The sequence below is a fragment of the Acidovorax sp. GW101-3H11 genome, assembly GCF_001633105.1.
Classification (GTDB): Bacteria; Pseudomonadota; Gammaproteobacteria; order Burkholderiales; family Burkholderiaceae_C; genus Acidovorax.
Map to the genome: position 1 here is coordinate 161780 of NZ_LUKZ01000009.1, position 25024 is coordinate 186803.

At 66.2% G+C, this 25024-nt stretch carries 24 protein-coding genes; 15 read left to right on the forward strand and 9 right to left on the reverse strand.

Going from position 1 to position 25024, the window contains the following annotated elements:
- The first annotated feature begins 9 nt into the window (after nucleotides 1-9).
- Both A1D30_RS06795 and A1D30_RS06800 read left to right on the forward strand, forming a co-directional pair.
- A complete protein-coding gene (locus A1D30_RS06795; protein WP_063460026.1) occupies nucleotides 10-942 on the forward strand; it encodes a 2-hydroxyacid dehydrogenase in 933 nt (310 codons plus the stop codon).
- Between the two features lie 68 nt (nucleotides 943-1010).
- Nucleotides 1011-1355, forward strand: a complete 345-nt coding sequence (locus A1D30_RS06800; protein ID WP_063460027.1) for a nucleotide pyrophosphohydrolase — start codon at nucleotides 1011-1013, stop codon at nucleotides 1353-1355.
- A 94-nt stretch (nucleotides 1356-1449) separates the two neighbouring features.
- Here the strand turns inward: A1D30_RS06800 and A1D30_RS06805 are convergent, their stop codons facing one another.
- Genes A1D30_RS06805 through A1D30_RS06815 form a run of 3 tightly spaced genes read right to left on the reverse strand, consistent with a single transcriptional unit; the run spans nucleotide 1450 to nucleotide 4387 of the window.
- Complete coding sequence (locus A1D30_RS06805) at nucleotides 1450-2487, reverse strand: DctP family TRAP transporter solute-binding subunit (RefSeq protein WP_063460028.1); 1038 nt, start codon at nucleotides 2485-2487, stop codon at nucleotides 1450-1452.
- 56 nt (nucleotides 2488-2543) lie between these two features.
- On the reverse strand, nucleotides 2544-3842 hold the full coding sequence (locus A1D30_RS06810; protein ID WP_063460839.1) for a TRAP transporter large permease: 1299 nt from the start codon (nucleotides 3840-3842) through the stop codon (nucleotides 2544-2546).
- Nucleotides 3839-4387: a TRAP transporter small permease gene (locus tag A1D30_RS06815; protein ID WP_063460029.1), complete on the reverse strand. Its 549-nt coding sequence runs from the start codon at nucleotides 4385-4387 to the stop codon at nucleotides 3839-3841. Before A1D30_RS06815 ends, A1D30_RS06810 begins: the two co-directional genes overlap by 4 nt.
- Nucleotides 4388-4669: 282 nt before the next feature.
- Between A1D30_RS06815 and A1D30_RS06820 the strand changes: the two genes are divergently transcribed.
- The 6 genes from A1D30_RS06820 (at nucleotide 4670) to A1D30_RS06845 (ending at nucleotide 9998) form a co-directional block, all read left to right on the forward strand.
- Nucleotides 4670-5602, forward strand: coding sequence for a LysR family transcriptional regulator (locus A1D30_RS06820; protein ID WP_109790905.1), 933 nt, complete (start codon nucleotides 4670-4672; stop codon nucleotides 5600-5602).
- A 178-nt stretch (nucleotides 5603-5780) separates the two neighbouring features.
- Nucleotides 5781-6680 carry an amino acid ABC transporter substrate-binding protein gene (locus A1D30_RS06825; protein WP_063460031.1) on the forward strand — a complete coding sequence of 300 codons (900 nt, stop codon included), beginning with the start codon at nucleotides 5781-5783 and terminating at the stop codon, nucleotides 6678-6680.
- 119 nt (nucleotides 6681-6799) lie between these two features.
- Nucleotides 6800-7699 carry an amino acid ABC transporter substrate-binding protein gene (locus tag A1D30_RS06830; RefSeq protein ID WP_063460032.1) on the forward strand — a complete coding sequence of 300 codons (900 nt, stop codon included), beginning with the start codon at nucleotides 6800-6802 and terminating at the stop codon, nucleotides 7697-7699.
- Nucleotides 7700-7811: 112 nt separating this feature from the next.
- Nucleotides 7812-8570: an amino acid ABC transporter permease gene (locus A1D30_RS06835; RefSeq protein WP_063460033.1), complete on the forward strand. Its 759-nt coding sequence runs from the start codon at nucleotides 7812-7814 to the stop codon at nucleotides 8568-8570.
- 1 nt (nucleotide 8571) lies between these two features.
- The gene (locus tag A1D30_RS06840) at nucleotides 8572-9237 is read left to right on the forward strand and encodes an amino acid ABC transporter permease (RefSeq protein ID WP_063460034.1); all 666 of its coding nucleotides are present in this window, start codon (nucleotides 8572-8574) and stop codon (nucleotides 9235-9237) included.
- A 23-nt stretch (nucleotides 9238-9260) separates the two neighbouring features.
- Complete coding sequence (locus A1D30_RS06845; protein ID WP_063460035.1) at nucleotides 9261-9998, forward strand: amino acid ABC transporter ATP-binding protein; 738 nt, start codon at nucleotides 9261-9263, stop codon at nucleotides 9996-9998.
- 234 nt (nucleotides 9999-10232) lie between these two features.
- Here A1D30_RS06845 and A1D30_RS06850 read toward each other — a convergent pair whose 3' ends face one another.
- Nucleotides 10233-11156, reverse strand: a complete 924-nt coding sequence (locus tag A1D30_RS06850) for a MurR/RpiR family transcriptional regulator (RefSeq protein WP_063460036.1) — start codon at nucleotides 11154-11156, stop codon at nucleotides 10233-10235.
- A 100-nt stretch (nucleotides 11157-11256) separates the two neighbouring features.
- On the opposite strand from A1D30_RS06850, the gene A1D30_RS06855 reads away from it, so the two are divergent.
- From A1D30_RS06855 to A1D30_RS06880, 6 genes are all read left to right on the forward strand, one after another.
- On the forward strand, nucleotides 11257-12447 hold the full coding sequence (locus A1D30_RS06855) for a M20 family metallopeptidase (protein ID WP_063460037.1): 1191 nt from the start codon (nucleotides 11257-11259) through the stop codon (nucleotides 12445-12447).
- A gap of 47 nt (nucleotides 12448-12494) precedes the next feature.
- Nucleotides 12495-13484, forward strand: coding sequence for a tripartite tricarboxylate transporter substrate binding protein BugE (locus tag A1D30_RS06860; protein ID WP_063460038.1), 990 nt, complete (start codon nucleotides 12495-12497; stop codon nucleotides 13482-13484).
- 106 nt (nucleotides 13485-13590) lie between these two features.
- A complete protein-coding gene (gene pyrC / locus A1D30_RS06865) occupies nucleotides 13591-14649 on the forward strand; it encodes a dihydroorotase (RefSeq protein ID WP_063460039.1) in 1059 nt (352 codons plus the stop codon).
- Nucleotides 14634-15389, forward strand: a complete 756-nt coding sequence (locus A1D30_RS06870) for a DUF3025 domain-containing protein (RefSeq protein ID WP_063460040.1) — start codon at nucleotides 14634-14636, stop codon at nucleotides 15387-15389. The genes pyrC and A1D30_RS06870 overlap by 16 nt, the downstream gene beginning before the upstream one ends.
- Nucleotides 15390-15566: 177 nt before the next feature.
- Nucleotides 15567-16445 (forward strand): protease HtpX, encoded by an 879-nt coding sequence (gene htpX / locus A1D30_RS06875; protein WP_063460041.1) that lies wholly within the window; start codon nucleotides 15567-15569, stop codon nucleotides 16443-16445.
- Between the two features lie 234 nt (nucleotides 16446-16679).
- Complete coding sequence (locus tag A1D30_RS06880; protein WP_063460042.1) at nucleotides 16680-18254, forward strand: methyl-accepting chemotaxis protein; 1575 nt, start codon at nucleotides 16680-16682, stop codon at nucleotides 18252-18254.
- 160 nt (nucleotides 18255-18414) lie between these two features.
- Here the strand turns inward: A1D30_RS06880 and A1D30_RS06885 are convergent, their stop codons facing one another.
- Nucleotides 18415-19494: a helix-turn-helix domain-containing protein gene (locus A1D30_RS06885; RefSeq protein WP_063460043.1), complete on the reverse strand. Its 1080-nt coding sequence runs from the start codon at nucleotides 19492-19494 to the stop codon at nucleotides 18415-18417.
- A 126-nt stretch (nucleotides 19495-19620) separates the two neighbouring features.
- On the opposite strand from A1D30_RS06885, the gene A1D30_RS06890 reads away from it, so the two are divergent.
- A complete protein-coding gene (locus tag A1D30_RS06890; RefSeq protein ID WP_063460044.1) occupies nucleotides 19621-20964 on the forward strand; it encodes an amidohydrolase in 1344 nt (447 codons plus the stop codon).
- 33 nt (nucleotides 20965-20997) lie between these two features.
- On the opposite strand, the gene A1D30_RS06895 is transcribed toward A1D30_RS06890, so the two are convergent.
- From A1D30_RS06895 to A1D30_RS06910, 4 genes are all read right to left on the reverse strand, one after another.
- Nucleotides 20998-21492, reverse strand: coding sequence for a VUT family protein (locus A1D30_RS06895; protein ID WP_109790926.1), 495 nt, complete (start codon nucleotides 21490-21492; stop codon nucleotides 20998-21000).
- A 122-nt stretch (nucleotides 21493-21614) separates the two neighbouring features.
- Complete coding sequence (locus A1D30_RS06900; RefSeq protein WP_063460046.1) at nucleotides 21615-22217, reverse strand: HNH endonuclease; 603 nt, start codon at nucleotides 22215-22217, stop codon at nucleotides 21615-21617.
- Nucleotides 22218-22219: 2 nt separating this feature from the next.
- The gene (locus A1D30_RS06905; protein ID WP_082836354.1) at nucleotides 22220-23179 is read right to left on the reverse strand and encodes a DNA cytosine methyltransferase; all 960 of its coding nucleotides are present in this window, start codon (nucleotides 23177-23179) and stop codon (nucleotides 22220-22222) included.
- Nucleotides 23180-23254: 75 nt separating this feature from the next.
- The gene (locus tag A1D30_RS06910) at nucleotides 23255-24973 is read right to left on the reverse strand and encodes an NAD(P)/FAD-dependent oxidoreductase (RefSeq protein ID WP_063460047.1); all 1719 of its coding nucleotides are present in this window, start codon (nucleotides 24971-24973) and stop codon (nucleotides 23255-23257) included.
- Nucleotides 24974-25024: the final 51 nt, after the last annotated feature.

The following is a 25024-nucleotide window of genomic DNA, read 5'->3' on the forward strand; positions in this document are numbered from 1 at the left end:
TCCGTCCCCATGAAGCCTGTCCTGCTTGCCCTCATGTTCCTGTCCGAAGAACACCGCGCCCAGATGGCGCAGTCGTTCGAGCTGGTCTACGCGCCCGACGCGGCGCAGGCCGCAGCCGCCATCGCCGAGCATGGCCCGCGCATCACCGTGGTGCTGACCATCGGCGCCACGGGCCTGTCTGCCGCGCAGATCGATGCCTTGCCGAACATCACCCTCGTCTGCGCGCTGGGCGCGGGCTACGAAAACATCGCCGTGGCGCATGCCAAGGCGCGCGGCATTGTGGTGGCGACTGGTGCGGGCACCAATGACGACTGCGTGGCCGACCATGCCCTGGGCCTGCTGATTGCCGCGGTGCGTGGCATCCCCCGGCTGGACCAGCTCACGCGCCAGGGCGTGTGGCGCACGGCGTTGCCGCTGCCGCCCAATGTGTCGCACAAGCGCCTGGGCATCGTTGGCCTGGGCACCATCGGCAAGAAGATCGCGCAGCGTGCGCTGGGCTTCGAGATGCAGGTGGGCTACCACAACCGCAGCGCGCGCACCGATGTGCCCCACCGCTACTTTGCCAACGTGACTGCGCTGGCCGACTGGACGGACTTCCTCATCGTTGCCACGCCCGGCGGCGCGGGCACGCAGCACCTGGTGAACGCCGCCGTGCTGAGCGCGCTCGGCCCGCGCGGCGTGGTGGTCAACATTGCACGTGGCAGCGTGATCGACACGGCCGCCCTGGCCGCCGCGCTGCGCGAAGGCCGCATCGCCGCTGCGGGGCTGGACGTGTACGAGAGCGAGCCCGCGCCCCCGGCCGAGCTGGTCGGGCTGGACAACGTCGTGCTCACGCCCCATGTGGCGGGTTGGTCGCCCGAGGCGGTGCAGGCCTCGGTGGACCGCTTCCTGGAGAACGCCCGCCGCCATCTGGCGGGTGAGGCGCCGGTGTCGCCGCTCTGAAATTTGAATAAAAAAGGCCGTTTGCGCGCGATGGGTAAGCGCTTTTAGCTATCAAATCAGGAGTATTGATGCCCGCTGTCGATCTCGACGCCCTGCAGGCCCGGTTGCGCGCCTTTGCGGCCGAGCGCCACTGGCAGCCGTTCCACACGCCCAAGAACCTGGCCATGGCGCTGATGGTGGAGGCCGCCGAGCTGGCCGAGATCTTCCAGTGGATGACGCCCGAGCAGTCGCTGGCGGTAGCAGGCGATCCGGCGCTGAAGGAGCCCATTGCCGACGAGGTGGCCGATGTGCTGCTCTACCTGCTGCAGATTGCCGACCACGCAGGCGTGGACCTGGCCCAGGCGGTGGAGAACAAGCTGCGCAAGAACGCGGTCAAGCACCCGGTGCCGGAGGGCGATCTGATACAAAAATAGCCGCTTGCGCCTGATGGATAAGCGCTGGCAGCTATTGTTTGTATAGCGCCATCAGATCGCTGACGGCGCAGGGCGGGCAGGTGTTTGCTTTCTTTTACTGCTTGCGCGCCGCGATCGCCTTCTCGGCCATGTTCACCAGGTCGGCGCCGATCTGGCCCTTCCACTTGTCATAGACGGGGCGCGTGACCTTCACAAACGCGGCGCGTTCGGCGGGAGAGAGCTGGGTCACGGTCACGCCCAGGGCGCTGATGTCCTTGAGCAGGGGCTTGTCGGCCTCGACCACACCCTTGCGGGCGATGGCGATTTCTTCCTTGCCCGCGTCGATGGCGGCCTGCTTCACGATCTCGCGGTCGGCGGGCGTCCAGCTGTTCCAGATTTCCTTGTTCACCACAAAGATCAGCGGGTCGTTCACGTAGCCCCACAGCGTGATGTTCTTTTGCGCCACGCTGTGCAGCTTGGCGGCAGTGAAGATGGACAGGGGGTTCTCCTGCCCGTCCACCGCGCCGCTGGCAAAGGCGGGCTGTGCGTCGGCCCAGCTCATCTGCGTGGGGTTGGCGCCCAGGGCGGTGAAGGTGTCCAGGAACAGGGGCGAGCCCACCACGCGGATCTTCAGGCCCTTGAGGTCTTCAGGGGTCTTGATCGCCTTCTTGGAGTTGGAGATTTCGCGGTAGCCGTTCTCGCCCCAGGCCAGAGGCACCACACCGGCCTTGTCCAGCGTGGCGAAGATGCTCTTGCCCACGTCGCCCTGCGTCACGGCGTCCACGGCGGCGTAGTCGGGGAACAGGAAGGGCAGCGAGAACAGGTTGAGTTGCTTGACCTGGGGCGACCAGTTGATGGTGGAGCCCACGGCCATGTCGATCACGCCCTGGCGCAGCGCGCTGAATTCACGCGTCTGGTCGCCCTGGATCAGCGACACGCCGGGGTACAGCTTGATGTTGATGCGGCCCTGGGTGCGCTCGCGCACCTTGTTGGCCCACAGCTCGCCGCCCTTGCCCCAGGGGAAGGCAGTGCCCAGCACCAGCGACATGCGGTACTCGCTCTTGTACGTGGTCTGTGCGATGGCGGCGGGGGCAGTGAAGGCGAGGGCGGCCGCAGCGGCCACGGCCGAGGTGAGGAAGGTGCGCAGTTTCATGGGTTGTCTCCTTGTTGGATGGATGAGTGGGTGGGTGAGTAATCAATAAGAGGAAATCAGTAGCCCAGGCGCTGGGGCAGCCAGAGCGCAATCTGCGGGAACACGACGACCAGCAGCATGGCCAGGGTCATGGCCAGCACAAACCACACGACCCAGCGGGTGGTCTGCTCCATGCGCACGCCCGCAATCTTGCTGGACACCATGAGGTTCACGGCCATGGGGGGCGTGAACTGGCCAATCGCCACCGTGAGCGTCAGCACCACGCCGAACCACACCACGTCCCACTGGTAGTGCTGCATGATGGGCATGAGCAGGGGCACGAAGATCAGGAAGATGGAGATGCCGTCGAGGAACATGCCCGCGACAAGCAGCACCACAATCAGCGCGCCCAGCACGCCTTGCTCGCTCAGGCCCGACTGCACGATGGCGCGGGTGACGGGGTCGATCACTCCCAGTGTGGACAGCGAGAACGCAAAGATGCCCGCGAGCGAAACCACCACCAGGATCACGGCCGAGAGTTCCCCGGCCTCGCGCAGGATGGTGAACAGGTCGCGCACCCGGATCGTGCGGTGCACCACCATGCCTACAAACAGGCCGTAGAACACGGCGACCACGGCGGCCTCGGTGGGCGTGAACCAGCCTGCACGCATGCCGCCCAGGATCACCACCGGCGCTGCCAGGCCCCAGGAGGCCTCGCGCAGGCTGCGCCAGAACGGCGGGCGCGGCATGTCGGCTTCGGCGCCACCCATCTTGTGGCGCCGCGCCAGCCACACGGCCGGGACGATCAGGGCAATGCCCGCCAGCACCCCGGGGAACATGCCGGCCGCAAACAGCGCGGGCACCGAGGCGCCGGGCACCAGCACCGAATACACGATGAAGGCCACCGAGGGCGGGATGAGGATGTCGGTGGCCGCTGCACCCGCCACCACGCTGGCCGAGTAGGCGGCGGGGTAGCCTGCGCGCGCCATGGCCGCAATCATGACCCCGCCCACGGCGGCGGCAGTGGCCGGGCCCGAGCCCGAGATGCCGCCCAGAAACATGGCCACCGCAATCGCCACCAGCGGCAGCATGCCCGGGCCGCGCCCGACGATGGACACCGCAAAATTCACCAGCCGCAGCGCCACGCCCGAGCGGTCAAAGATCGAGCCCACGAGCACAAACATGGGGATGGCCAGCAGCGGGTATTTGCCAAGCCCGGCATAGAAGTTCTGCGGCACGGCCAGCAGGCCGAACCAGGGGGTCTCGGCATTGGCCAGTGCAATGGCGGCAGCGCCCGCCAGGCCCAGGGCGGCGCCAATCGGCACGCCCAGAAACATCATGCCCAGGAAGGCCACAAACAGCAGTGTGGCGATCATGTGCGTGCCTCCGTGGTGGCTGAGGGGGCCGCTGTACGCCGCAGGCGTGCCCACAGTTGCAGTGCCCGGGCCGTGGTCAGCGCGCACAGCACCGGCAGCCAGACGGAATACCACCACTGTGGCACGCCGATGCCGGGGGAGGTTTCTTCAAACCGGTAGTCGTCCCACACCACGCGCACGCTCAGCACCGTGATCAGCCCAAACAACAGCGCGACCATGAGCGCGCCGAACTGTGCCAGCACCTGGCGCCGACGCTCCGAGCCGCCATCGGCATAGAACTCGATGCGGATGTGCAGCTGCCGCGCCACTGCCGCCGAGCCGCCCACCAGGGCCAGCACGATCATCAGGAACACCGAGATCTCCTCGGTCCAGGCAAACGAAGCATCGGTGAAATAGCGCACCACCACATTGACGAAGGTGATGAGTGCCAGGGCGGCCATCGTCAGGACGATAAGCCAGTCTTCCAGGCGCAGGGATCGGGGGGCGTCAGCAGCCGCTGGCGCTGTGGGCGCAGCGGGCGGGCCATCGGGAGTGGAGGTGGACATGGACGCGGGGAGTCAGAAAACACACGGGGCGGATGCCGATCTTGTGGCCCGGCGGTGTTGTGCACCTGGGCGTTGACCGATGGAGCGGCGGGGTGGGCGCGCAGCGCATTATGCGTTGCCTGCTAAGCATGCACAGCATTGGTGCAGTGCGGCAAACGACGCCGCTGGACCCGGCCGGGGGCGTGCAGGCGACACACCATGCAGGCCCGCGCCGCGCATGATCTGTAGAAACCCTCATGCCGGGCGCCAGCAGGGCGCAGCCTGCGCGCGGATAATGCGCCGATGGAAACCAAGTGGCTTGAAGATTTCGTCAGTCTTGCGGAAACGCGCAGCTTCAGCCGCTCCGCCCAGTTGCGGCATGTGACCCAGCCCGCGTTCTCGCGGCGCATCCAGGCGCTCGAAGCCTGGGCGGGCACCGATCTGGTGGACCGCAGCTCCTACCCCACCCGCCTCACGCCCGCTGGCAAAACCCTGTATGACCAGGCGCTGGAAATGCTGCAGGCGCTGCAGAACACCCGTGCCATGCTGCGCGCACACACCAGCGCGGGCAAGGACATGATCGAGTTCGCCGTGCCACACACGCTGGCGTTCACCTTCTTCCCGGCCTGGGTGTCCAGCCTGGCCGACAAGTTCGGCCCGTTCAAGAGTCGGCTGATCGCCCTCAATGTGCATGACGCCGTGATGCGCCTGGTGGAAGGTGGCTGTGATCTGCTGATCGCCTACCACCACCCCTCCCAGCCCTTCCAGCTCGATGCCGACCGCTACGAGATGGTGAGCCTGGGGCAGGAGGTGCTGTCCCCTTACAGCAAGGCCGACGCCGACGGCCAGCCCGTGCACCGCCTGCCGGGCCGCGCAGGCCAGCCGCTGCCCTACCTGGGCTACGCGCCCGGCGCCTACCTGGGGCGGGTCACGGAACTCATCCTCAAGCAGTCGGGCACGCCCATCCACCTGGAGCGGGTGTACGAGACCGACATGGCCGAGGGCCTCAAGGCCATGGCGCTCGAAGGCCATGGCGTGGCCTTTTTGCCGCACAGTGCCGTGAAGAAAGAATTGCGCTCGCGCCGCCTGGTCAGCGCCGCACCCTCCGAAGCCGAGGGCCTGCAGATGACCATGGACGTGCGGGCCTACCGCGAGAAACCGGGGGGCAAAGAAGCCCCCAAGGGCACGGCCCAGGCGCTCTGGACCTACCTCCAGGCCCAGGCAGGGTCATGCTAAGGGTAAATACGGATATAAACACTTTGCATAGTTGCGCCCGCAAACGGCATTGGAGTTTCATAGTAACGACACGTACAGTTCGCGCCATCGCTGGGTCGGTGGCAACAACACATGCCTGCAACTGCCACGATGGCACGAACATTGCAAACCCGATTCCTTTCTTTTAACGGGACGTCGTATGAAAGTTCAGCACTGGAGATTCGCTAAGGGCCTGGTCGCCCTGGGCTGCCTGCTGGCGGCGTCCGTGCAGGCGGCGACGGTCCTGGAGCGCGTGAGCGCGGGCGGCAAGCTGGTGATTGCCCACCGGGAGTCGTCGGTGCCGTTCTCGTATGTCGATTCCCAGTCGGGCAAGCCCGTGGGCTACGCCGTGGACCTGTGCCTGCGCATGGCCGAGGTGGTGCGCAAGAAGACCGGCAAGAAGGACATGGAAGTGGAGTTCGTGGCCGTCACGCCCGCCAACCGCATCACCATGATTGAAGAGGGCAAGGCCGACATGGAGTGTGGCTCCACCACCAACAACGCCGAGCGGCGCCAGAAGGTGGCGTTCACCATTCCCCACTTCATCACCGGCGCGCGGCTGCTGGTGAAATCCGCCAGCCCCATCGACAAGGTGGAGGACCTCAATGGCAAGAAGCTGGTGTCCACTAAGGGCACCACGCCCCTCAAGGCGGCCGACCAAGCCAACCGCGAGCGCCTGATGGGCATCACCATCATGGAAGCGCCCGACCACGCCAAGGCGGTCGAGATGGTCGAAAAAGGCGAGGCCGATGCCTTTGTGATGGACGACGTGCTGCTGTATGGCTTGGCCGCTGGGCGGCCCGACCCCAAGGCACTCAAGGTGGTGGGCCGCTTCATGACCACCGAGCCGCTGGCCATCATGCTGCCCAAGAACGACCCTGAGTTCAAAAAGCTGGTGGACGAGGAAATGCGCCGTCTGATCACCAGCCGCGATATTTATCCCATCTATGACAAGTGGTTCAACAAACCCATCCCCCCGAACAACACGGTGCTGAACCTGCCGGTCAGTTACCTGTTGCGTGACTTCTGGAAGTACCCTACCGATCAGGTCCCGTTCTGACTAATATCCTCGGGTAAGTCCTCCCCTATTTCTAGACGTTTGGGCTTGCAGCCCGGACGGGTTGCGGCCAGTCTCTAGAATTCCCCCCTTTTTTCTGTTTTCAACACAAGGAGATCCCTATGAAGAAACATTTGCTCGCGATTGCTGTGACCGCCCTGGCCGCAGGCAGCGCGTTTGCCCAAGCCACCGACACCCTGGCCAAGATCAAGGCTTCTGGCAGCGTGACGCTGGGTGTGCGCGAGTCTTCGGGGCTTTCCTACACGCTGGGCAACGGCAAGTACGTGGGCTTCCACACCGAAATGGGCGAAATCGTGCTGGCCGACGTCCAAAAGCAACTGGGCCTGCCCAAGCTGGACATCAAGTACCAGCCCGTGACCTCGCAGAACCGCATCCCCCTGGTGACCAACGGCACCGTGGACCTGGAGTGCGGCTCCACCACCAACAACGCTGCCCGCCTGAAGGACGTGTCCTTTGCCGTGACCACCTATGTGGAAGAAGTCCGCATGGTCGTCAAGGCCAACTCGGGCATCACGTCCATCAAGGACCTGAACGGCAAGACCGTGGCCACCACCACGGGCACCACCTCGGTGCAAACGCTGCGCAAGCACGAGCGCGCTGGCGGCATCGACTTCAAGGAAGTCATGGGCAAGGACCACGCCGACAGCTTCCTGATGCTGGAAACCGGCCGTGCCGAAGCGTTCGTGATGGACGGCTCCATCCTGGCCGCCAACATCTCCAAGTCCAAGTCTCCCGCCGACTACAAGATCGTCGGTGAAGTGCTGAACGTGGAACCCATTGCCTGCATGCTGCGCAAGGACGACCCTGCGTTCAAGAAGGCCGTGGACGATTCCATCAAGCGCCAGATCAAGGATGGCTCGCTGGCCAAGCTGTACGACAAGTGGTTCATGCAGCCTGTGCCTCCAGCCAACGTGAAGATTGGCCTGCCGATGTCGGATGCGACCAAGGAAGCTTGGGCCAATCCGAATGACAAGCCCATGGAAGACTACGCCAAGAAGTAATCTTTGCGACGCTTGTGCCCCTTCGGCCAGCCGGTTTGAAGGGGCTTTTTTGTTGGACCGGGCGCCATGGTGCCTGGCCCGGCGCAATACCAAGAATTAAAGGGGTGCTCCTATGAGTTGGGATTGGCAGGTGTTCTGCCAGGACACCATGGACCGGGAAGTTGTGCAGAGCTGCTTTGGCAAGGGCGGCGACATCACTTACCTGGACTGGATGCTGTCGGCCTGGGGCTGGACCGTGTCTGTTTCGTTGCTGGCCCTGGTGCTGGCGCTTGTGTTGGGCTCATTGATCGGCACGCTGCGCACCTTGCAGGACCGGCCCATGATCGTTCGGCTGGGCAATGCCTGGGTCGAGCTATTTCGCAATATTCCGCTGCTGGTCCAGATCTTCCTCTGGTACCACGTCATCCCCAGTCTGTTTCCTGTGATGAAGGGCGTGCCCGGCTTTGCACTGGTGGTGCTGGCTCTGGGCTTCTTCACCTCGGCGCGTATCGCCGAGCAGGTGCGCTCGGGCATCCAGGCCTTGCCGCGCGGTCAGCGTTATGCGGGCATGGCCGTGGGGTTCACCACCTTTCAGACCTATCGCTACGTGCTGCTGCCCATGGCGTTTCGCATCATCATCCCGCCGCTCACCAGCGAGACGATGAACATCTTCAAGAACTCGTCCGTGGCGTTTGCCGTGTCGGTGGCCGAACTCACCATGTTCGCCATGCAGGCCCAGGAAGAAACCTCGCGCGGCATTGAGGTCTACCTCGCCGTGACATCGCTGTACATCATCTCGGCCTTTGCCATCAACCGGATCATGGCGTTCATCGAAAAACGCGTGCGCATCCCGGGCATGGTGGTGGCTGGTGCGGCAGGGGGAGGACACTGATATGAATCTCGACTTCTCCTTCTACAACTGGGACCTGATCTCCAACTTCGTGCTCAAGGGGCTGTACTTCAGTCTCATGCTCACGGTGATCGCCACCATTGGCGGCGTGTTCTTCGGCACCCTGCTGGCGCTGATGCGCCTGTCGGGCAAGAAGTGGCTGGATGTGCCCGCCACCATCTACGTCAACGGGATGCGCTCCATCCCGCTGGTGATGGTGATCCTGTGGTTCTTCCTGCTGGTGCCTGCCATCATCGGCCGCCCCATCGGCGCCGAGGTATCGGCGGTCATCACCTTCATTGCCTTCGAAGCCGCGTATTTCAGCGAAATCATGCGCGCCGGTATCCAGTCCATCCCACGCGGCCAGGTGCATGCCGGCCAGGCGCTCGGGATGACGTATGGCCAGAACATGAAGCTGGTGGTGCTGCCCCAGGCGTTCCGCAACATGCTGCCGGTGCTGCTCACGCAGACCATCATCCTGTTCCAGGACACCTCGCTGGTGTATGCGATTGGCGCCTACGACATGCTCAAGGGCTTTGAAGTGGCGGGCAAGAACTTCGGCCGCCCCATCGAAGCCTACCTGGCTGCCGCCGTGCTGTATTTTGTGATGTGCTATGCGCTGTCCTGGGCGGTCAAGCGCCTGCACCAGAAGATCGCCATCATCCGGTGATCCGAGAGATTGAGGAATAAACAATGATCGAACTCAAAAACGTATCCAAGTGGTATGGCCCCGTGCAGGTGCTCAACGAGTGCTCGGCCACCATCAACAAGGGTGAAGTGGTGGTGGTGTGCGGCCCCTCGGGCTCGGGCAAGTCCACGCTGATCAAGACCATCAACGCGCTCGAACCCTTCCAGAAGGGTGAGATCACGGTGGACGGCGTGAAGCTGCACGACCCTAGCACCAACCTGCCCAAGCTGCGCAGCCGCGTGGGCATGGTGTTCCAGCACTTCGAGCTGTTCCCCCACCTGTCGGTGACGGACAACCTGACCATCGCGCAGATCAAGGTGCTGGGCCGCAGCGCGGACGAAGCCAAGAAGCGCGGCCTCAAGATGCTGGAGCGCGTGGGCCTGATCGCCCACAAGGACAAGTTCCCCGGCCAGCTGTCCGGCGGCCAGCAGCAGCGTGTGGCCATTGCGCGCGCGCTGTCGATGGACCCCATCGTGATGCTGTTCGACGAACCCACTTCGGCGCTCGACCCCGAAATGGTCGGCGAAGTGCTGGACGTGATGGTGGGCCTGGCCAACGAAGGCATGACCATGATGTGCGTGACCCACGAAATGGGCTTTGCCCGCAAGGTGAGCAACCGCGTGATCTTCATGGACGTGGGCGGCAAGATCCTGGAGGACTGCTCCAAGGACGAGTTCTTCAATAACCCCGATGCGCGCCAACCGCGCACCAAGGACTTCCTCAACAAGATCCTGGCGCATTGATTCCCCCCTGAGTCGCCTGTGGCGCCTTCCCCCAGGGGACGCCGCCGACGCGGCGGGGCGGCCCTTGCGCGGCAGCTACTGGCCTAGGCCCTGCCTGTTCCACGGGTGTGGGCTGTCCGCAGGGCGGGATGAGGCCGGAAAGAGGAAGGTAAAAAGCGCTCTTCGGAGCGCTTTTTTCATGGGCACAGGAACGCCCGAAAACGTGGGGCGGTCCAGCGGGGGGGGGGGCTCCAGTTAGCGCTTGCTCCCCCGCCGCCCCGCCGGCGGGTTGCCTTCCACGATGAGCTGGGCTTCCACGTCCTTCCACAGGTCATCGCGCCGTTTCAGGGCTTCGGACACGGCCTCGTGCCGCAGCTGGGCCACGGCCGACACCAGGGCATTGCACACAAAAAACGCGGCGGTGTACGAGTCGAACGGCGATGCGTTGGAGATGCGCACCTGCACGCGATGGTGGGCCAGGGCCGCCAGCGGCGCGGCGTTGCTGTCGATGATGGCCAGCACCTGCGCCCCCGCATCGCGAAACCGCTGGGCCACCTTCACCGGCCCGCTGGCATAGCGGCGGATGCTGAAGACCAGCAGCGTGTCCTCGGGCTGGATCCACAGCAGCTGGTCGGTGGCGGCCACGGCGCCCGCGCCCAGCTCGTGCACGCCGGGGCGGCACATGTTCAGGTGCAGCGCCAGCCAGGCGGCCACGGGGGCGCTGTTGATCTGCGCCAGCACAAAAATGCGCCCCGGGCTCTGCGCGATGCGCGCCACGATGGCCTCGAATGCCGCCATGTCCAGCCCGTCGCGCGTGGCGGTGATGTTGTGCTGGTCGTGCAGCAGGGCGTCGTCCACACATTGCTGCAGGCTGCGCTCGGTGCCGATGGTGACGGGCGCGCGCTGCCCGGCGGTTTGCAGCAGCGCCGTGACCTCGCCCCGCGCCTCGCGCTGGGCCTCCGCATAACTCGCGTAGCCCAGCTTGGCAAACAGCCGCACCACGGTGGATGCACTGGTGCCGGTGCGCGCCGCCAGCGCGGTGGCCGACTCCAGCAGCGCGTGGGGGTAGTCGCGCCCCAGCGCCTCGGCCAGGGCGCGCTCGCTGGCGGTGAGTTCGCCGCCCTGGCGGGCCAGGCGCTCGGTCAGCAGTGCGGTGGATGATTGCAATGATGATTTCATTTATGTCTCATTTATGAAAAATGTATTGCAAACAGCCGAAACGCGTGCAACACTGCGGCGCAAATTGTGCCCCGGCCCGGGGGCTGACCCAAGGACAAACATGCACGAAACGCTTGAAAACACGGCGTCCCAGCCGCCATCTGCCCCAACCGCTCCGGCGCTGGCCTGGCTGGCGGGCCAGGGGCAGGCCATGCAAGACCTGTTGCAGAAAGTGGTCAACATCGACAGCGGCAGCCGCGACGAAGCGGGTGTGACCGCCGTGGCCCATGCGCTGGCCGAGCGCCTGCTGGCCGCGGGCGTGCCTGTGCAGTTCGAGCCTGTGCCCGGCTACGGCGTGCTGCTGCACGCCCAGGTCACCCCGGACGAGGCCGCAGGCGAGGGCGCACCGATCATCCTCATGGGCCACATGGACACCGTGTACCCCGCTGGCACGGTGGCGCGCCGCCCCTTCCGCGTGGAAGACGGCCGTGCCTACGGTCCCGGCGTGGCCGACATGAAGTCCGGCCTGGTGCTCAACGTGTTTGTGGCCGAGGCCTTTGCGCGCTGTGGCGGCCTGGCTGCGCCGCTGCACCTGTTTTTCTCGTGCGACGAAGAGATCGGCTCGCCCGCCACGCGCGACCTCATCATGGACAAGGTGCGCGGCGCCCGTGCCGTGTTCAATGCCGAGCCCGGCCGCGTGAGCGGCAACGTGGTCACCAGCCGCAAGGGCTCGATGGTGGTGGAGTTTGAAGTGACGGGCGTGGCCGCGCATGCAGGCATCAACCACGCCGCAGGCGCGAGCGCCATCGAGGCCCTGGCGCGCAAGACGCTGGCACTGCACGCGCTCACCGACCCGGCCACGGGTGTGACCTGCAACGTGGGTGTGGTGCAGGGCGGCATCGTGCCCAACATGGTCGCCCCGCATGCCAAGGCCGAGGTGGACCTGCGCTTTACCGCCGACACCGATCCCGACGAGTTGCTGGAACGCGTGCGTGCCATCGTTGAGGAAGCATCCGTGCCCCGCACCCAGGGCCGCATCACCACCGCGCGCCGCACCTTGCCCATGAAGCCCACGCCCGACTACCTGCTCGCGCTCTACCAGCAGGGCGCACGTTCGCTGGGCTTTGAGGTGGCGGGCGAATTCACCGGCGGCGCGGCCGACAGCGGCCTCACGGCCTCGGTGGGCGTGCCCACGCTGTGCGCCACGGGCCCCGTGGGCGGGCATCCGCACACCGAGCGCGAGTACTGCGAGCTGGCCACCTTTGTGCCCCGCGCGCAGGCCGTGGCGCTGGCGGTGCTGGGCCATCCCTGATTCCAGCTTTACTCCCCTTTTTTGTTTTTGCGTTTTTGAAGACAGCCATGAACCACATCCCTTCCCGCCGCCACCTCCTGTCCACCGGCCTCGGCCTGGCCGGTCTTGCCGCTGTGCCCGCGTGGGCACAGGAAAAATTCCCTTCGCGCCCCATCACGCTGGTGGTGCCGTTCCCGCCCGGCGGGTCGGTGGACATCATGGCGCGCCAGTATTCCGAGCCGCTGTCCAGGCTGCTGGGCGTGCCCATCGTGGTGGAGAACCGCGCGGGCGCGGGCGGCTCGGTGGGCGCGCAGTATGTGGCGCGCGCCAAGGCCGACGGCTACACGCTGGTCGTGTCGTCGCAAAGCAGCCACCTGGCCAACCCGCTCACGCAGCCCAAGGTGGGCTACGACCCGGTCAAGGACTTTGAAAACATCGCCATCCTGGGCCGCCTGCCCAATGCGCTGGTGGTGCACAGCAGCCTGCCGTTCAAGACCTTCAAGGAGTTCATCGACTACGCCAAGAAGAACCCCGGCAAGCTCAACTACGGCAGCGGCGGCGTGGGCAGCATGGGCCAGCTGAACGTGGAAATGCTCAAGGCCGCCACCGGCGCCTTCACCACCCACATCCCCTACCGGGGCGGCACGCCGCTGATCACGGCGGTGCTGGGCAACGAGGTGCAGTTCATCCTCGACAACCTGGTCATCATGCTGCCGCACATCCAGGCGGGCAAGGTGCGCGCGCTGGCCCTGGCCAACGACCAGCGCCTGCCCCAGTTGCCCGACGTGCCAACCCTGGCCGAAGTGGGCTACCCCCAGCTCAACCTCACGTCCTGGATCGGCCTGGCCGCGCCCGGCGGCACGCCCGATGCGGTGGTGCAGACCCTCTACAAGGCGGTGCGCGAGGTCGCCACCTCGCCCGCCATGCTGGCCAACCTCAAGGAGCGCGGCGTGATCCCGCCCGAAGAGATGACCCCCGCCGCGTTCGAGAAGATGATGTCCGAGCGCCTGGTGAAGTTTGGCGAGGTGGTCCGCAAGGCGGGCATCACCGCCGAATAAGGCGCGGGCCGCTGGAATATGGGTGTTTTTGGCTGCCTCCGCGCAATGGATAAGCGCTGATAGCTATAAAAATGATAGTAATCATGCCAATGGGACAATGTCGCCCATGACAGCCGCACTCCACACCCCCACCGCGCCCACCACCCTCACCATCACCCGCCCCGACGACTGGCACCTGCATGTGCGCGACGGGGAGCCGCTGCACACGGTGGTGCCCCACACCGCCGCCCAGTTCGGCCGCGCGATCATCATGCCCAACCTGCGCCCGCCGGTCACCACGGCGGAGCAGGCCCTGGCCTACAAGCAGCGCATCCTGGCCGCCGTGCCCGCCGGTATGCAGTTCGAGCCGCTGATGACGCTTTACCTGACGGACAACCTGCCGCCCGAAGAAATCGTGCGCGCCAAGGCTGCGGGCGTGGTGGCCTGCAAGCTCTACCCCGCTGGCGCCACCACCAACAGCGACGCGGGTGTGACCGACCTGCGCAAGACCTACAAGACACTCGAAGCCATGCAGAAGGCGGGTTTGCTGCTGCTGGTGCACGGCGAGGTCACCAGCAGCGACATCGACCTGTTCGACCGCGAGGCCGTGTTCATCGAGCAGCAGCTCATCCCCCTGCGCCGCGACTTCCCCGAACTCAAGATCGTCTTCGAGCACATCACCACCAAGGATGCCGCTGACTACGTGATGCAGGCCGACCGCTTCACCGCCGCCACCATCACCGCGCACCACCTGCTGTACAACCGCAACGCCATCTTCATCGGCGGCGTGCGCCCCCACTACTACTGCCTGCCGGTGCTCAAGCGCGAAACCCACCGCGTGGCGCTGGTACAGGCCGCCACCAGCGGCAGCAGCAAGTTCTTTCTGGGCACCGACAGCGCCCCACACCCCGCGCACCTCAAGGAGCACGCCAGCGGCTGCGCGGGCTGCTACACGGCCCACGCGGCCATCGAGATGTACGCCGAGGCGTTCGACAACGCCGGTGCACTCGATCAGCTCGAAGGCTTTGCCAGCTTCCACGGCCCCGACTTCTACAGCCTGCCGCGCAACACCGGCACCATCACCCTGCGCCGCGAGTCGTGGACGCCGCCCGACAGCTTTGCGTTTGGCGAAGCCGAACTCAAGCCCCTGCGCGCCGGTGAAGCCCTGCCGTGGCGGCTGGTGTAAGCGAAGCCTTCGACGCCATCGACTGGAGCGCCCCCTGGCTGGCGCCGTGGCGCACCCTGGGCCAGCCCGTGGCGCAGCAGCTGCAGCACGATCCTGCGGTGCACCGGGCGCTGCAGGCCGCAGCGCCGCCAGAATTGCCGGTGGGTTTTGTGCCCCAGTTCGAGCTGCCCGAGGGCATGGCCTATGAGCAGTACATCGGGGACACCCGCCGCGTGCCCACGCGCGACAACCTGCACGATTTTTTCAACGGCCTGGTGTGGCACCAGTTCCCGCACACCAAGCGCCGCCTGAACCAGCTGCAGGCCCAGGCCATTGCCGCCGACGGTGTGCAGGCCGTGCGCGGGCCGCTGCGCGATGCCCTCACGGTGTTTGATGAAAACGGCGCACTGCTGCAGGCGCCGGACGTGCTGTGGCAGGCGCTGCGCTCGCGCGACTGGCAGCGGCTGTTCATCGACCTGCGCCCGCTGTGGGCCGAGGCCCGGCTGGTGCTGGTGGGCCATGCGCTGATGGAAAAGCTGGTTGTGCCCCGAAAACCCATGGTTGCGCACGTCTATCAAGCCCCGGTAGCTATTGAATCGATAGCGAATATGGACACCTGGCTGGTGCAGGAGATCCAGCCCGAGCCCTGGGCTGCCAAGCCGTTCTCGCCGCTGCCCGTGCTGGGCGTGCCCGGCTGGTGGCCTGCCAATGAGGTGCCAGGTTTTTATGCCGACACCCAGGTGTTCCGCCCGCCCCGCTGAACCCCGCGCAATTCCCGTCAAGCCTTGTGTGATAAGGCCCCGGCGCGGGTTTGCACCTACCATAGCGCGATGAAATCGCGGCCATGGCGCCGGGTGCCTGCGCTTGAAGCGCAGCCCCCGGCCCCCATCTAAGCCAGCAAACACTCGTTGTTGTTTACCCCACGGAGAATTCAAGCCATGAAGCGGATCCTGTTATTTGTGATGACCAACCTGGCCGTCGTTGTTGTGCTGGGGGTGGTGGCCAGCCTGCTGGGCGTGAACCGCTACCTCACGGCCAACGGGCTCAACCTGGGTGCGCTGCTGGGCTTCGCGCTCATCATGGGTTTTGGCGGCGCGATCATCTCGCTGCTCATCAGCAAGCCCATGGCCAAGTGGACCTCGGGCGTGCGCGTGATCGACGGCTCCGGCTCGCCCGACGAGCGTTGGATCGTCGAGACCGTGCGCAAGTTTGCCGACAAGGCGGGCATCGGCATGCCCGAGGTCGGCATCTTCGAAGGCGACCCGAATGCGTTTGCCACGGGTGCGTTCAAGAACTCCGCCCTGGTGGCGGTGTCCACGGGCCTGCTGCAGGGCATGACGCGTGATGAGGTCGAGGCCGTGATCGGCCACGAGGTCGCCCACATTGCCAACGGCGACATGGTCACCATGACGCTGATCCAGGGCGTGATGAACACCTTTGTGGTGTTCCTGTCGCGCCTGATTGGCTACGCGGTGGACAGCTTCCTGCGCAAGAACGATGAGAACAGCTCGGGCCCCGGCATCGGCTACTACGTGACCACCATCGTGCTCGACATCGTGCTGGGCTTTGCAGCAGCCATCATCGTGGCCTGGTTCAGCCGCCAGCGCGAGTTCCGTGCCGATGCGGGTGCTGCGCAGCTGATGGGCCGCCGCCAGCCCATGATCAACGCCCTGGCCCGCCTGGGCGGCATGCACCCCGGCGAGCTGCCCAAGAGCGTGGCCGCCATGGGCATTGCCGGTGGCATTGGCAAGCTGTTCAGCACCCACCCGCCCATTGAAGAGCGCATTGCCGCGCTGCAGAACGCGCAGCAGCAATAAGGGCTGACGCGCCGGGGCTGGGCCCCGCCTCACGCAACCGCCGCAGGGTCTGTGCCCTGCGGCGGTTTTTTCATGGGCCGCGCCGAGGGTGGCTCCCCCGCTCCGCATTCCGGGCCTTGCCGTCTCAAGTGCCTGTATCGTTTTGTCGATAAGTTGGTGTTTCCCCGGGTGTGCCATGGGCATGCGCGGGCGCAGTCTGTTTTTTGGCGTTTTCATCCTCACGGAAATCTCTTTATGTCCATCTCCCACGCACGTGTTGCGGTGCGCCTGGCCCTGGCCTTCGGCGTTGTGTGTCTTGTCATGTCGCTCTCGGCGGCCGTGGGCATCTGGCGGCTGGCCGGGCTGCAGGACATTGCCGACGACCTGGGCGGCGCGTCGTCCGAGCGCGCACTGCTCGCGCGCGAGCTGCATGCCATCGTGGTGCTCAGCTCCGCCCGCGCGGAGACGTTGCTGGAGATCGACAACAACCCCGCCTACGCGGCGCGCATCGACGCCGACCGCAAGACCACCTCGGCGCGCTCGTCCGAAGTGCGCAAGCGCCTGGACGAACTGGCGGCAGACCCCGAGTCCCAGGCGCTGTTCGACGCCATCGACAAGGCGGGCAATGGTTTTCGCACCGTGCGGGACGACCTGGTAAAGCGCCGCAAGGCGGGCGAGGCACTGCCCGCAGACGCGGTGGCCAACCAGCTGCGCCCGGCGGCCGAGGCCTATGCGGCGGCTGTGAACAAGCTGGCCGAGTACCAGCGCCAGCGCGTGGCCCAGGCCCGCGAGGCCGCCGCCAGCAGCGAACGCCAGGGCATCACCCTGCTGGCAGCGGGCTCGGTGGTGGGCTTGTTGCTGAGCCTGGCCTGTGCGTGGTGGCTGTCGCGCTCCATCCTGCAGCCGCTGGCCCAGGCATCCGAGGTGACGGACCGCATTACCGGCGGCGACCTCACCTCGGCCATCCCCACCTTGAGCACGGGCAACCGCGACGAGCTGCAAGCCCTGCTGTCGCGCCTGGGCGGCATGCAGGCCCGCCTGGCGGGGCTGGTGGTGGGCATGCGCCAGGCCAGCACCTCGGTGGCGGGTGCCAGCAGCGAGATTGCGGCGGGCAACAGTGACCTGTCGGCCCGCACCGAACACACGGCCTCCAACCTCGAAGAAATCGCCGCCAGCATGGAAGAACTGCTGGCCACCGTGCGCCACAGCGCCGATGCCGCCGCACAGGCCAGCAGCCTGGCCACCAGCGCGAGCGACGTGGCCCGCCGGGGCCGCGAGGCGGTGGACCGCGTGGTGGGCACCATGGACGGCATTGCGCTGTCGTCCCGCCGCATTGCCGACATCACCAGCGTGATCGACGGCATCGCGTTCCAGACCAACATCCTGGCGCTCAACGCCGCCGTCGAGGCCGCGCGTGCGGGCGAGCAGGGCCGGGGCTTTGCGGTGGTGGCGGGCGAGGTGCGCAGCCTGGCCCAGCGCTCGGCCACCGCGGCCAAGGAGATTGGGGGCCTGATCAGCGACAGCGTGCGGCAGGTGGACGAGGGCACGCAACTGGTCCACGCGGCAGGCAGCACCATGGGCGAGATCGTGAACTCGGTGCAGCAGGTGGCCACCATCATTGGCGAGATCAGCACGGCCGCGCGCGAGCAGACCACGGGCCTGAGCCAGGTGGGCGAGGCCGTCTCGCAACTCGACCAGATGACGCAGCAGAACGCCGCGCTGGTGGAGGAATCCTCCGCCGCGGCCCAGGGCCTGCGCGTGCAGGCGCAGCAGCTGGCCGAGCTGGTGGAGGCGTTCCGCCTGCCCGCTGGCAAAACGCTGCTGCGCTAGGTCAGGGAGTCTTCCCTGAAGTGACATACGGCATTCGAAACTGGCACGGCCAAGCCAGCGGCCGCCGCGCAAGGGCCGCCCCGCCGCGCTGGCGGCGTCCCCCTTCCCGCATCGCGCAGCGATGCGGGAAGGGGGAAGGCGCGCAGCGCCACAGGGGGTTTCACGATATTTCCACCCGCCAGCGCCGCCGTGGCGCACGCAGCGCATGGCGCTTGCGGTACTCGGCCGGGGCCATGCCCGTGTAGCGCGCAAAGATGCGGCGGAACGCCGCCGGGTCTGCGTAACCACAGGCCACCGCAATGCTGGGCACGCTCTCTAGCGTGACCTCCAGGAGCACCTTGGCGCGTGCGCAGCGCAGGCTGTGCAGGTGGTCCAGCGGCGACTGCGACAGCTCCTGCTGGAAGTGCCGCAGCAGGGTGCGTGTGCTCACCGACGCCGCCTCGGCCAGCCGGTCCAGCGAGTAGGGCTGGTCCAGGTGGGCCTCCATCCAGGCAATGGCGCGGGCGAGTGTGCTGTCGCGTGTGGCGGGGATGTGCTGCTGCGCGTTCGCCTGCAGCGCCGCGCGGGCGCGCAGGTGGTCGGGGGCCATCACGGTCTCGCAGGCGGCGGCCAGCTCTGGCCCCAGTGCCTGGCGCACCAGGGCGATGGCCAGCAGGTTCACATTGCTGGGCAGCGCGCAGCTCAGCCAGGGGCCATCGTCCGCCAGGTCCTGGCCCAGGCTGTGGCCGATGCCCGGGAAGTCCCGCTCGAACCCCGCGATGTAAAACCAGGGCAGGCAGGCCTGGCGCCCGTTCAGCCGCCCGCTCTGTGCGGCCAGCCAAGCGCCGTTGCCCACAGTGAGCAGCTTCTGCCCCGCGTCCAGCGCAATGCCCAGCTGGCGGGACAGCGCCTGGTGCCGGGCTGCCACGGTGCGGATGGCCGGGATGTCGGGCGCATGGAAGGACGGGATGAGCAGCGCCTGGGCGGGCGCGTGGGCTGCCGCACCATCGTCCGGCGCCATGTAGGCGGCCAGGGGGCCGGGCAGGGGCGTCAGCGGCAGGCCCTCGGCGTCCAGCAGGCGCCAGGCCAGGCGGGGCGCCTGCGCCCCCAGCCGCAGGCTGGCCAGCAGGTTGGCACCGCGCAGCAGGTCGATGAGCTGCAGCGCGCTGCCCACAGCCGACTCGGGCAGCAGCGGGATGTCCACGCGGAACACCGGGGGCTTGGGCGGCGCCGAAGGCAAGGACAAAGGTGACGGTGGCATGGCGATATTGGCTCTGTGGATGGCGATTTTCGCTTGTCATGAAGGTGGCATGCGCTTTTAGCATGGACGTGCTTTTCGCTTCCCCACCCAGGCCCTCGTGGCTGTTCACTCCCTACGGATCTGCCCATGCACAAACCCCTCTCTGCCATCGCGATTGCCGCCGGCCTCGTCGCCAGCGGGCTGACTTTTGTCTCTTCGGCCCAGGCCCAGGCGCTGGATGCCACCGGCCTGCAGGCCATCGACGCCGCCGTGAACGCGGTGGCGCCCAAGATGGTCAACTGGCGCCGCGATATCCATGCCTACCCCGAACTCTCGGGCCAGGAGGTGCGCACCGCCAAGCTGGTGGCCGAGCACCTGAAGAAGCTGGGCATGGAGGTGCAGACCGGCGTGGGCGGCACCGGCGTGGTGGGCACGCTCAAGGGCGGCCTGCCGGGCAAGGTGGTGGCCCTGCGCGCCGACATGGACGCGCTGCCGGTGCTGGAGAACACCGGCCTGCCCTTTGCGAGCAAGGCCAAGGCCACCTATCTGGGCAAGGAAGTGCCCGTGATGCACGCCTGCGGCCACGACGCCCACACCGCCATGCTGATGGGCGCGGCCGAGGTGCTGGCGGGCATGAAGGCGCAGCTGCCCGGCACGGTCAAGTTCATCTTCCAGCCCGCCGAAGAGGGCGCGCCCGTGGAGGCCGACGCCAATGGCAAGGTGCCCAGCTTCGGCGCCAAGGCCATGATCGAAGCAGGTGCGCTCAAGGACGTGCAGGCCATCTACGGCCTGCACATCACCTCCAACCTGCCCGGCGGCGTGGTGGGCTACCGCAGCGGCCCGCTGATGGCCGGGTCGGACAACATCACCATCCATGTGGAAGGGCGCGGCGGCCATGGCTCGTCGCCCTGGGCCACCATCGACCCCATCGTGGCCGCCAGCCAGGTGGTGATGGGCCTGCAGACCGTGGTGAGCCGCCAGCTCAACATCAGCCAGGAACCGGCCGTGGTCACCATCGGCCAGATCCAGGGCGGCACGCGCTACAACATCATCCCCGACAAGGTGGAAATGATGGGCACGCTGCGCACCTTCGACGAAGACATGCGCCAGGAAGCGCTCAAGCGCATCACCACCACGGCCGAGTCCATCGCCGCTGCCAGCGGCGCCAAGGCCAGCGTGCGTTTTGGCCCCGTGGCCTACCCCGTGACCACCAACCCCGCGCAGCTCACGCAGGCCTCGCTGCCCGCGCTGAACCTGGCCATGGGTGGCAAGACCATGGTGATCCCCAAGGTCGCTGGGTCGGAGGACTTCTCGGAGTTCCAGAAGGTTGTGCCGGGCTTCTTCTACTTCCTGGGCGCGCCACCCAAGGGCAAGGAATTTGCCAAGGCCCCGCCCAACCACTCCGCGCTGTTCGACATCGACGAAGACCAGCTGCCCACCGGCGCACGCAGCCTGGCTGCGCTGGCGGTGGACTTTTTGCAGCGCAAGTAAAAAGCAGCGAAAAGAAGAGGGGCGCCGTGCGGCTCAGGCCGCGCGGCGGGGTGGTGCCAGCTGGCGCCCGATGAGCAGGCGAAACGGCAGCAGCAGCGCCACCGCCAGCCCGAGCTTCACGCCCAGGTCCCCCAGCGCCCAGGTGATCCACGGGTCGCTGGTGCCTGCAAACGCAATGCTCCAGAACACGGCGGTGTCCAGCACCGCTGCGAGCAGCGTGGCCACCAGCGGCGCGCGCCACCAGGTGCCGTGGCGCAGCCGGTCGAACACGCCGATGTCCAGCCACTGCGAGAGCAAAAACGCGGTGCCCGACGCGATGGCAATGCGCACCGGCGCCAACACCAGCGAAGCCGCCACGGCCACCGCAAACCCCACCCACGCCACCCGCCGCGCCTGCAGCGGGCCGTGGGCGCGGTTGACCAGCTCGCTCACCAGAAAGGCCACCGGGTAGGTGATGGCACCCCAGGTGAGCCAGTCGTTGAGGGGAAACTGGACCAGGATGTTGGACGCCAGCACCACGGCGGCCATGGCCAGGGCGGTTATGGTGAACTGGCGCAAGGTGAAGGTGGTAAACGCGGAGGCAGCCACGGTGTGTGTGCGAGTGTGTACGGCTTCAAATGGGGTGTGCAGATTGCACACCCGCCAAGCGCTCACGGCTTGGGTTGCAAGTGCGCGTTGGCCTGCTGTGGGAATTTCGCCATGAGCCACTTGAGCACTTCCAACTGATCTGCTGCCGTGGCGCGGCGAACCTGGATCAGGATTTTTTGCAGATCCGGACGGGTCAAGGTGGCATTGGATGCGCCTTCGTTGCAGACCGAACAGATGGCACGCAAATTGGCCGGGTCATCGGTGCCGCCCATGCTTTTGTCGATGACATGCCCGAGGTGCAAGCGTGTTTTGCGGGTGGTGTCGTAGGGGTGGGGTTCACCTGCTACGGCTCCGCACATCTGGCAAGTGAACCCGTTCCGGTCCAGCACGAAGGCCCGTGTTTCTTTCGAAATGGCACGGGCGAATGCCGGTTGTGGCTTGGCGGTTTCGAGCAGGTACTGCCCGGGCTTAAGTGCGCTGCGGTCGTTGTGCGTCAGGATCAGGTAACCCTCTTCGGTGCGCAGTTCACGTACCCTCCGAGCCCATTCAGATTGGTTGTCTGCCACCGTGCGCAGCTCGTCTGAGTCCATCACGCGACCCAGGTTGGCGAGGAAATGGGCGCGCAGTTTGCCTCGGGCACCACCCCGGGCTGGTTTGTCTTGCATGGTCAGGCTCTTTTGAGTTTGGGTTTGGCGGCCGCGTTGAGCGCGATGCGTATTTTTTCGCCGACTGCGCAGGCGACTGGGGGCGGGAAAGCATTGCCGATTTGCCGGTAAGCCGCTGTTTTTTTCCCGCTGAACTGCCAGTGGTCTGGGAAGCCCTGGATGCGAGCTGCCATTCGAACCGTCAAACGAGGCATGCCGACGAAGCCGGGCTCTGGGGCTGCATTGGCAATCCCCATGCCATCCACGCCAAGCGCTGCCCACGCCTTTTTGGCGCGTGTGGGGCCGAGGTCTGGGCCCCCATGCTTTTTGCTGCCGCCCACCAAGGTCGGGGCAATCTCATTCGCCTGTTGCCTCCATTGCTCAGCGCCGTGCCATCCATCGGCTTGCATCAGATCTACCAGCGCATCGCCCACGGTTGGCGGGCGTTTCGATTGGGCTTCGGGCCAGCTGAAGTAGGCTGCGGCATCCTTCTTCAGCGCTACAAAAACCACCCGCGGTCGTAATTGCGGCACGCCGTAGTCACTTGCATGCAGCAAGCGCCATTCAGCGACGTAGCCCAACTTTTGAAGGCTCTCAACAATGCTCTTGCGGTAGTCGTCGAACACTGCGTCCAGCAGGCCGCGCACGTTCTCCAGCATCACTGCCTCGGGCAGGCATTCAGACACCAAACGAATGGCCTCCGGAAAAAGGTCCCGCTCATCGTCGATCCCGAGTTGTTTTCCCGCTTTCGAGAAAGGGGGGCAGGGAACTCCTCCCGCCAACAAAGCAACACCCCGCCAGCGATCTGCCTGGTAGTGGCGCACATCACCTTGCGTGACATGCCATTGCGGGCGATTGAACCGCAGGGTTTCACAGGCTGGGGGCTCGATCTCAACCAGACTGACATGCTCAAAACCGGCCTGCTCCAGGCCTAGCGCCTGGCCGCCTGCACCCGCACAGATTTCAATGGAACTCAGCGGCACAGCAAATCCTTCGGGCTAAAAACTGTTTAAGCATACAGTATTTCGGTGAATCCGGAGATAGAAGAACGCTGCCGCTTAGAGGCTCTGCGCCAACATGCTGCGCGCCACGGCCTCGCCCACTTTGATGCCATCTACCCCCGCCGACAGAATGCCGCCCGCGTAGCTCGCGCCTTCGCCTGCAGGGTACAGGCCGGGCGTGTTCAGGCTTTGCAGGTTGTCGCCGCGCCCGATCTTGAGGGGCGACGAGGTGCGCGTCTCCACGCCCGTCAGCACCGCGTCGTGCATGTCAAAGCCCTTGATCTTGCGACCGAACGCGGGCAGCGCCTCGCGCAGTGCTTCGATGGCGTAGCCGGGCAGGGCGGCGTGCAAATCGCCCAGCGCCACGCCGGGCTTGTACGAGGGTTCCACGCTGCCCAGCTGGGTCGAAGGCTTGCCCGCAATGAACTCGCCCACCAGCTGGCCCGGCGCGCTGTAGTCGCGGCCGCCCAGCACAAAGGCGTTGGATTCGAGCTGGCGCTGCAGCACGCTGCCCGACAGCGGGTGGAACTGCCCGGCGGGCAGGGCCTCGACGCCATAGGTCTGGCCCAGGTGGGTTTCAAATGCCTGCGCGTCCTGCGGGTAGTCGCGCGGGTCGATCCCCACCACCATGCCGGCGTTGGCGTTGCGCTCGTTGCGCGAATACTGGCTCATGCCGTTGGTCACCACGCGGTTCGGCTCGCTGGTGGCGGCCACCACGGTGCCGCCGGGGCACATGCAGAAGCTGTAGACCGCACGGCCGTTGGCGGCGTGGTGCACCAGCTTGTAGTCGGCCGCGCCCAGCAGCGGGTGGCCCGCGTGGCGGCCCCAGCGGGCGCGGTCGATGATGCTCTGCGGGTGCTCGATGCGAAAGCCGATGGAAAACGGCTTGGCCTCCATCGCCACGCCGCGCTGGTACAGCATGGCAAAGGTATCGCGCGAGCTGTGGCCCAGCGCCATCACCACGTGGTCGGCCCGCAGCTCGGTGGTCTCGCCCGTGGCCTGGTTCAGCACCTTGAGGCCGCGCAGGTGGCGCTGCTCGCCCTGGCCCTCGACGATCACGTCGGTCACGCGTTGCTCAAAGCGGATCTCGCCACCCAGCGCAATGATCTGCTCGCGCAGGTTCTCCACCACCTTCACCAGCTTGAAGGTGCCGATGTGCGGGTGGGCGACGTAGAGGATTTCTTCGGGTGCGCCAGCCTTGACGAACTCGTTCATCACCTTGCGGCCCAGGTGGCGCGGGTCCTTGATCTGGCTGTAGAGCTTGCCGTCGCTGAAGGTGCCGGCGCCGCCTTCGCCAAACTGCACGTTGCTTTCGGCATGCAGCTCGCGCTTGCGCCACAGTCCCCAGGTGTCCTTGGTGCGCTCGCGCACGGTCTTGCCGCGCTCCAGCACGATGGGCTTGAAGCCCATTTGCGCCAGCACCAGCGCCGCAAAGATGCCGCAGGGGCCAAAGCCCACCACCACGGGGCGCAAGGGCAGGCCGGCGGGCGCCTGGCCCACGGGGTGCCAGGCCATGTCGGGCGTGGGCTGGATGTGTGGGTTGCCAGCAAACTTTGCGAGCAGCGCGGCTTCGCGCTCAGGCTGGGCCAGCGTGATGTCCACGATGTAGACCGCCAGCAGGTCGGCCTTGCGCGCGTCAAAGCTGCGCTTGAAGACGTGCAGGTGGGCAATGTCGGCGTCAGCCAGGCCCAGGATTTGGGCGGCAGCGGCGCGCAGGGGCGCCTCGGGGGCTTCGGCCACGGTGAACGGCAGCCGGATTTCGGAGAGTCGGATCATGGTCTTGCGGGCCCGTGGTTATCGGGCGGCGTGCAAAGTCGTGGGGCCATG

Bases quoted from the DNA above. Each gene is read 5' to 3' on its own strand.
- A1D30_RS06840 (WP_063460034.1), top strand. From the start codon at position 8,572: ATGAATCTCGACTTCTCCTTCTACAACTGGGACCTGATCTCCAACTTC.
- A1D30_RS06830 (WP_063460032.1), top strand. From the start codon at position 6,800: ATGAAGAAACATTTGCTCGCGATTGCTGTGACCGCCCTGGCCGCAGGC.
- htpX (WP_063460041.1), top strand. From the start codon at position 15,567: ATGAAGCGGATCCTGTTATTTGTGATGACCAACCTGGCCGTCGTTGTT.
- A1D30_RS06805 (WP_063460028.1), bottom strand. From the start codon at position 2,487: ATGAAACTGCGCACCTTCCTCACCTCGGCCGTGGCCGCTGCGGCCGCC.
- A1D30_RS06825 (WP_063460031.1), top strand. From the start codon at position 5,781: ATGAAAGTTCAGCACTGGAGATTCGCTAAGGGCCTGGTCGCCCTGGGC.
- A1D30_RS06795 (WP_063460026.1), top strand. From the start codon at position 10: ATGAAGCCTGTCCTGCTTGCCCTCATGTTCCTGTCCGAAGAACACCGC.
- A1D30_RS06800 (WP_063460027.1), top strand. From the start codon at position 1,011: ATGCCCGCTGTCGATCTCGACGCCCTGCAGGCCCGGTTGCGCGCCTTT.
- A1D30_RS06845 (WP_063460035.1), top strand. From the start codon at position 9,261: ATGATCGAACTCAAAAACGTATCCAAGTGGTATGGCCCCGTGCAGGTG.
- A1D30_RS06850 (WP_063460036.1), bottom strand. From the start codon at position 11,156: ATGAAATCATCATTGCAATCATCCACCGCACTGCTGACCGAGCGCCTG.
- A1D30_RS06885 (WP_063460043.1), bottom strand. From the start codon at position 19,494: ATGCCACCGTCACCTTTGTCCTTGCCTTCGGCGCCGCCCAAGCCCCCG.
- A1D30_RS06855 (WP_063460037.1), top strand. From the start codon at position 11,257: ATGCACGAAACGCTTGAAAACACGGCGTCCCAGCCGCCATCTGCCCCA.
- A1D30_RS06835 (WP_063460033.1), top strand. From the start codon at position 7,812: ATGAGTTGGGATTGGCAGGTGTTCTGCCAGGACACCATGGACCGGGAA.
- A1D30_RS06900 (WP_063460046.1), bottom strand. From the start codon at position 22,217: ATGCAAGACAAACCAGCCCGGGGTGGTGCCCGAGGCAAACTGCGCGCC.
- A1D30_RS06910 (WP_063460047.1), bottom strand. From the start codon at position 24,973: ATGATCCGACTCTCCGAAATCCGGCTGCCGTTCACCGTGGCCGAAGCC.
- A1D30_RS06895 (WP_109790926.1), bottom strand. From the start codon at position 21,492: ATGGCCGCCGTGGTGCTGGCGTCCAACATCCTGGTCCAGTTTCCCCTC.
- A1D30_RS06810 (WP_063460839.1), bottom strand. From the start codon at position 3,842: ATGATCGCCACACTGCTGTTTGTGGCCTTCCTGGGCATGATGTTTCTG.
- pyrC (WP_063460039.1), top strand. From the start codon at position 13,591: ATGACAGCCGCACTCCACACCCCCACCGCGCCCACCACCCTCACCATC.
- A1D30_RS06820 (WP_109790905.1), top strand. From the start codon at position 4,670: ATGGAAACCAAGTGGCTTGAAGATTTCGTCAGTCTTGCGGAAACGCGC.
- A1D30_RS06890 (WP_063460044.1), top strand. From the start codon at position 19,621: ATGCACAAACCCCTCTCTGCCATCGCGATTGCCGCCGGCCTCGTCGCC.
- A1D30_RS06815 (WP_063460029.1), bottom strand. From the start codon at position 4,387: ATGTCCACCTCCACTCCCGATGGCCCGCCCGCTGCGCCCACAGCGCCA.
- A1D30_RS06880 (WP_063460042.1), top strand. From the start codon at position 16,680: ATGTCCATCTCCCACGCACGTGTTGCGGTGCGCCTGGCCCTGGCCTTC.
- A1D30_RS06860 (WP_063460038.1), top strand. From the start codon at position 12,495: ATGAACCACATCCCTTCCCGCCGCCACCTCCTGTCCACCGGCCTCGGC.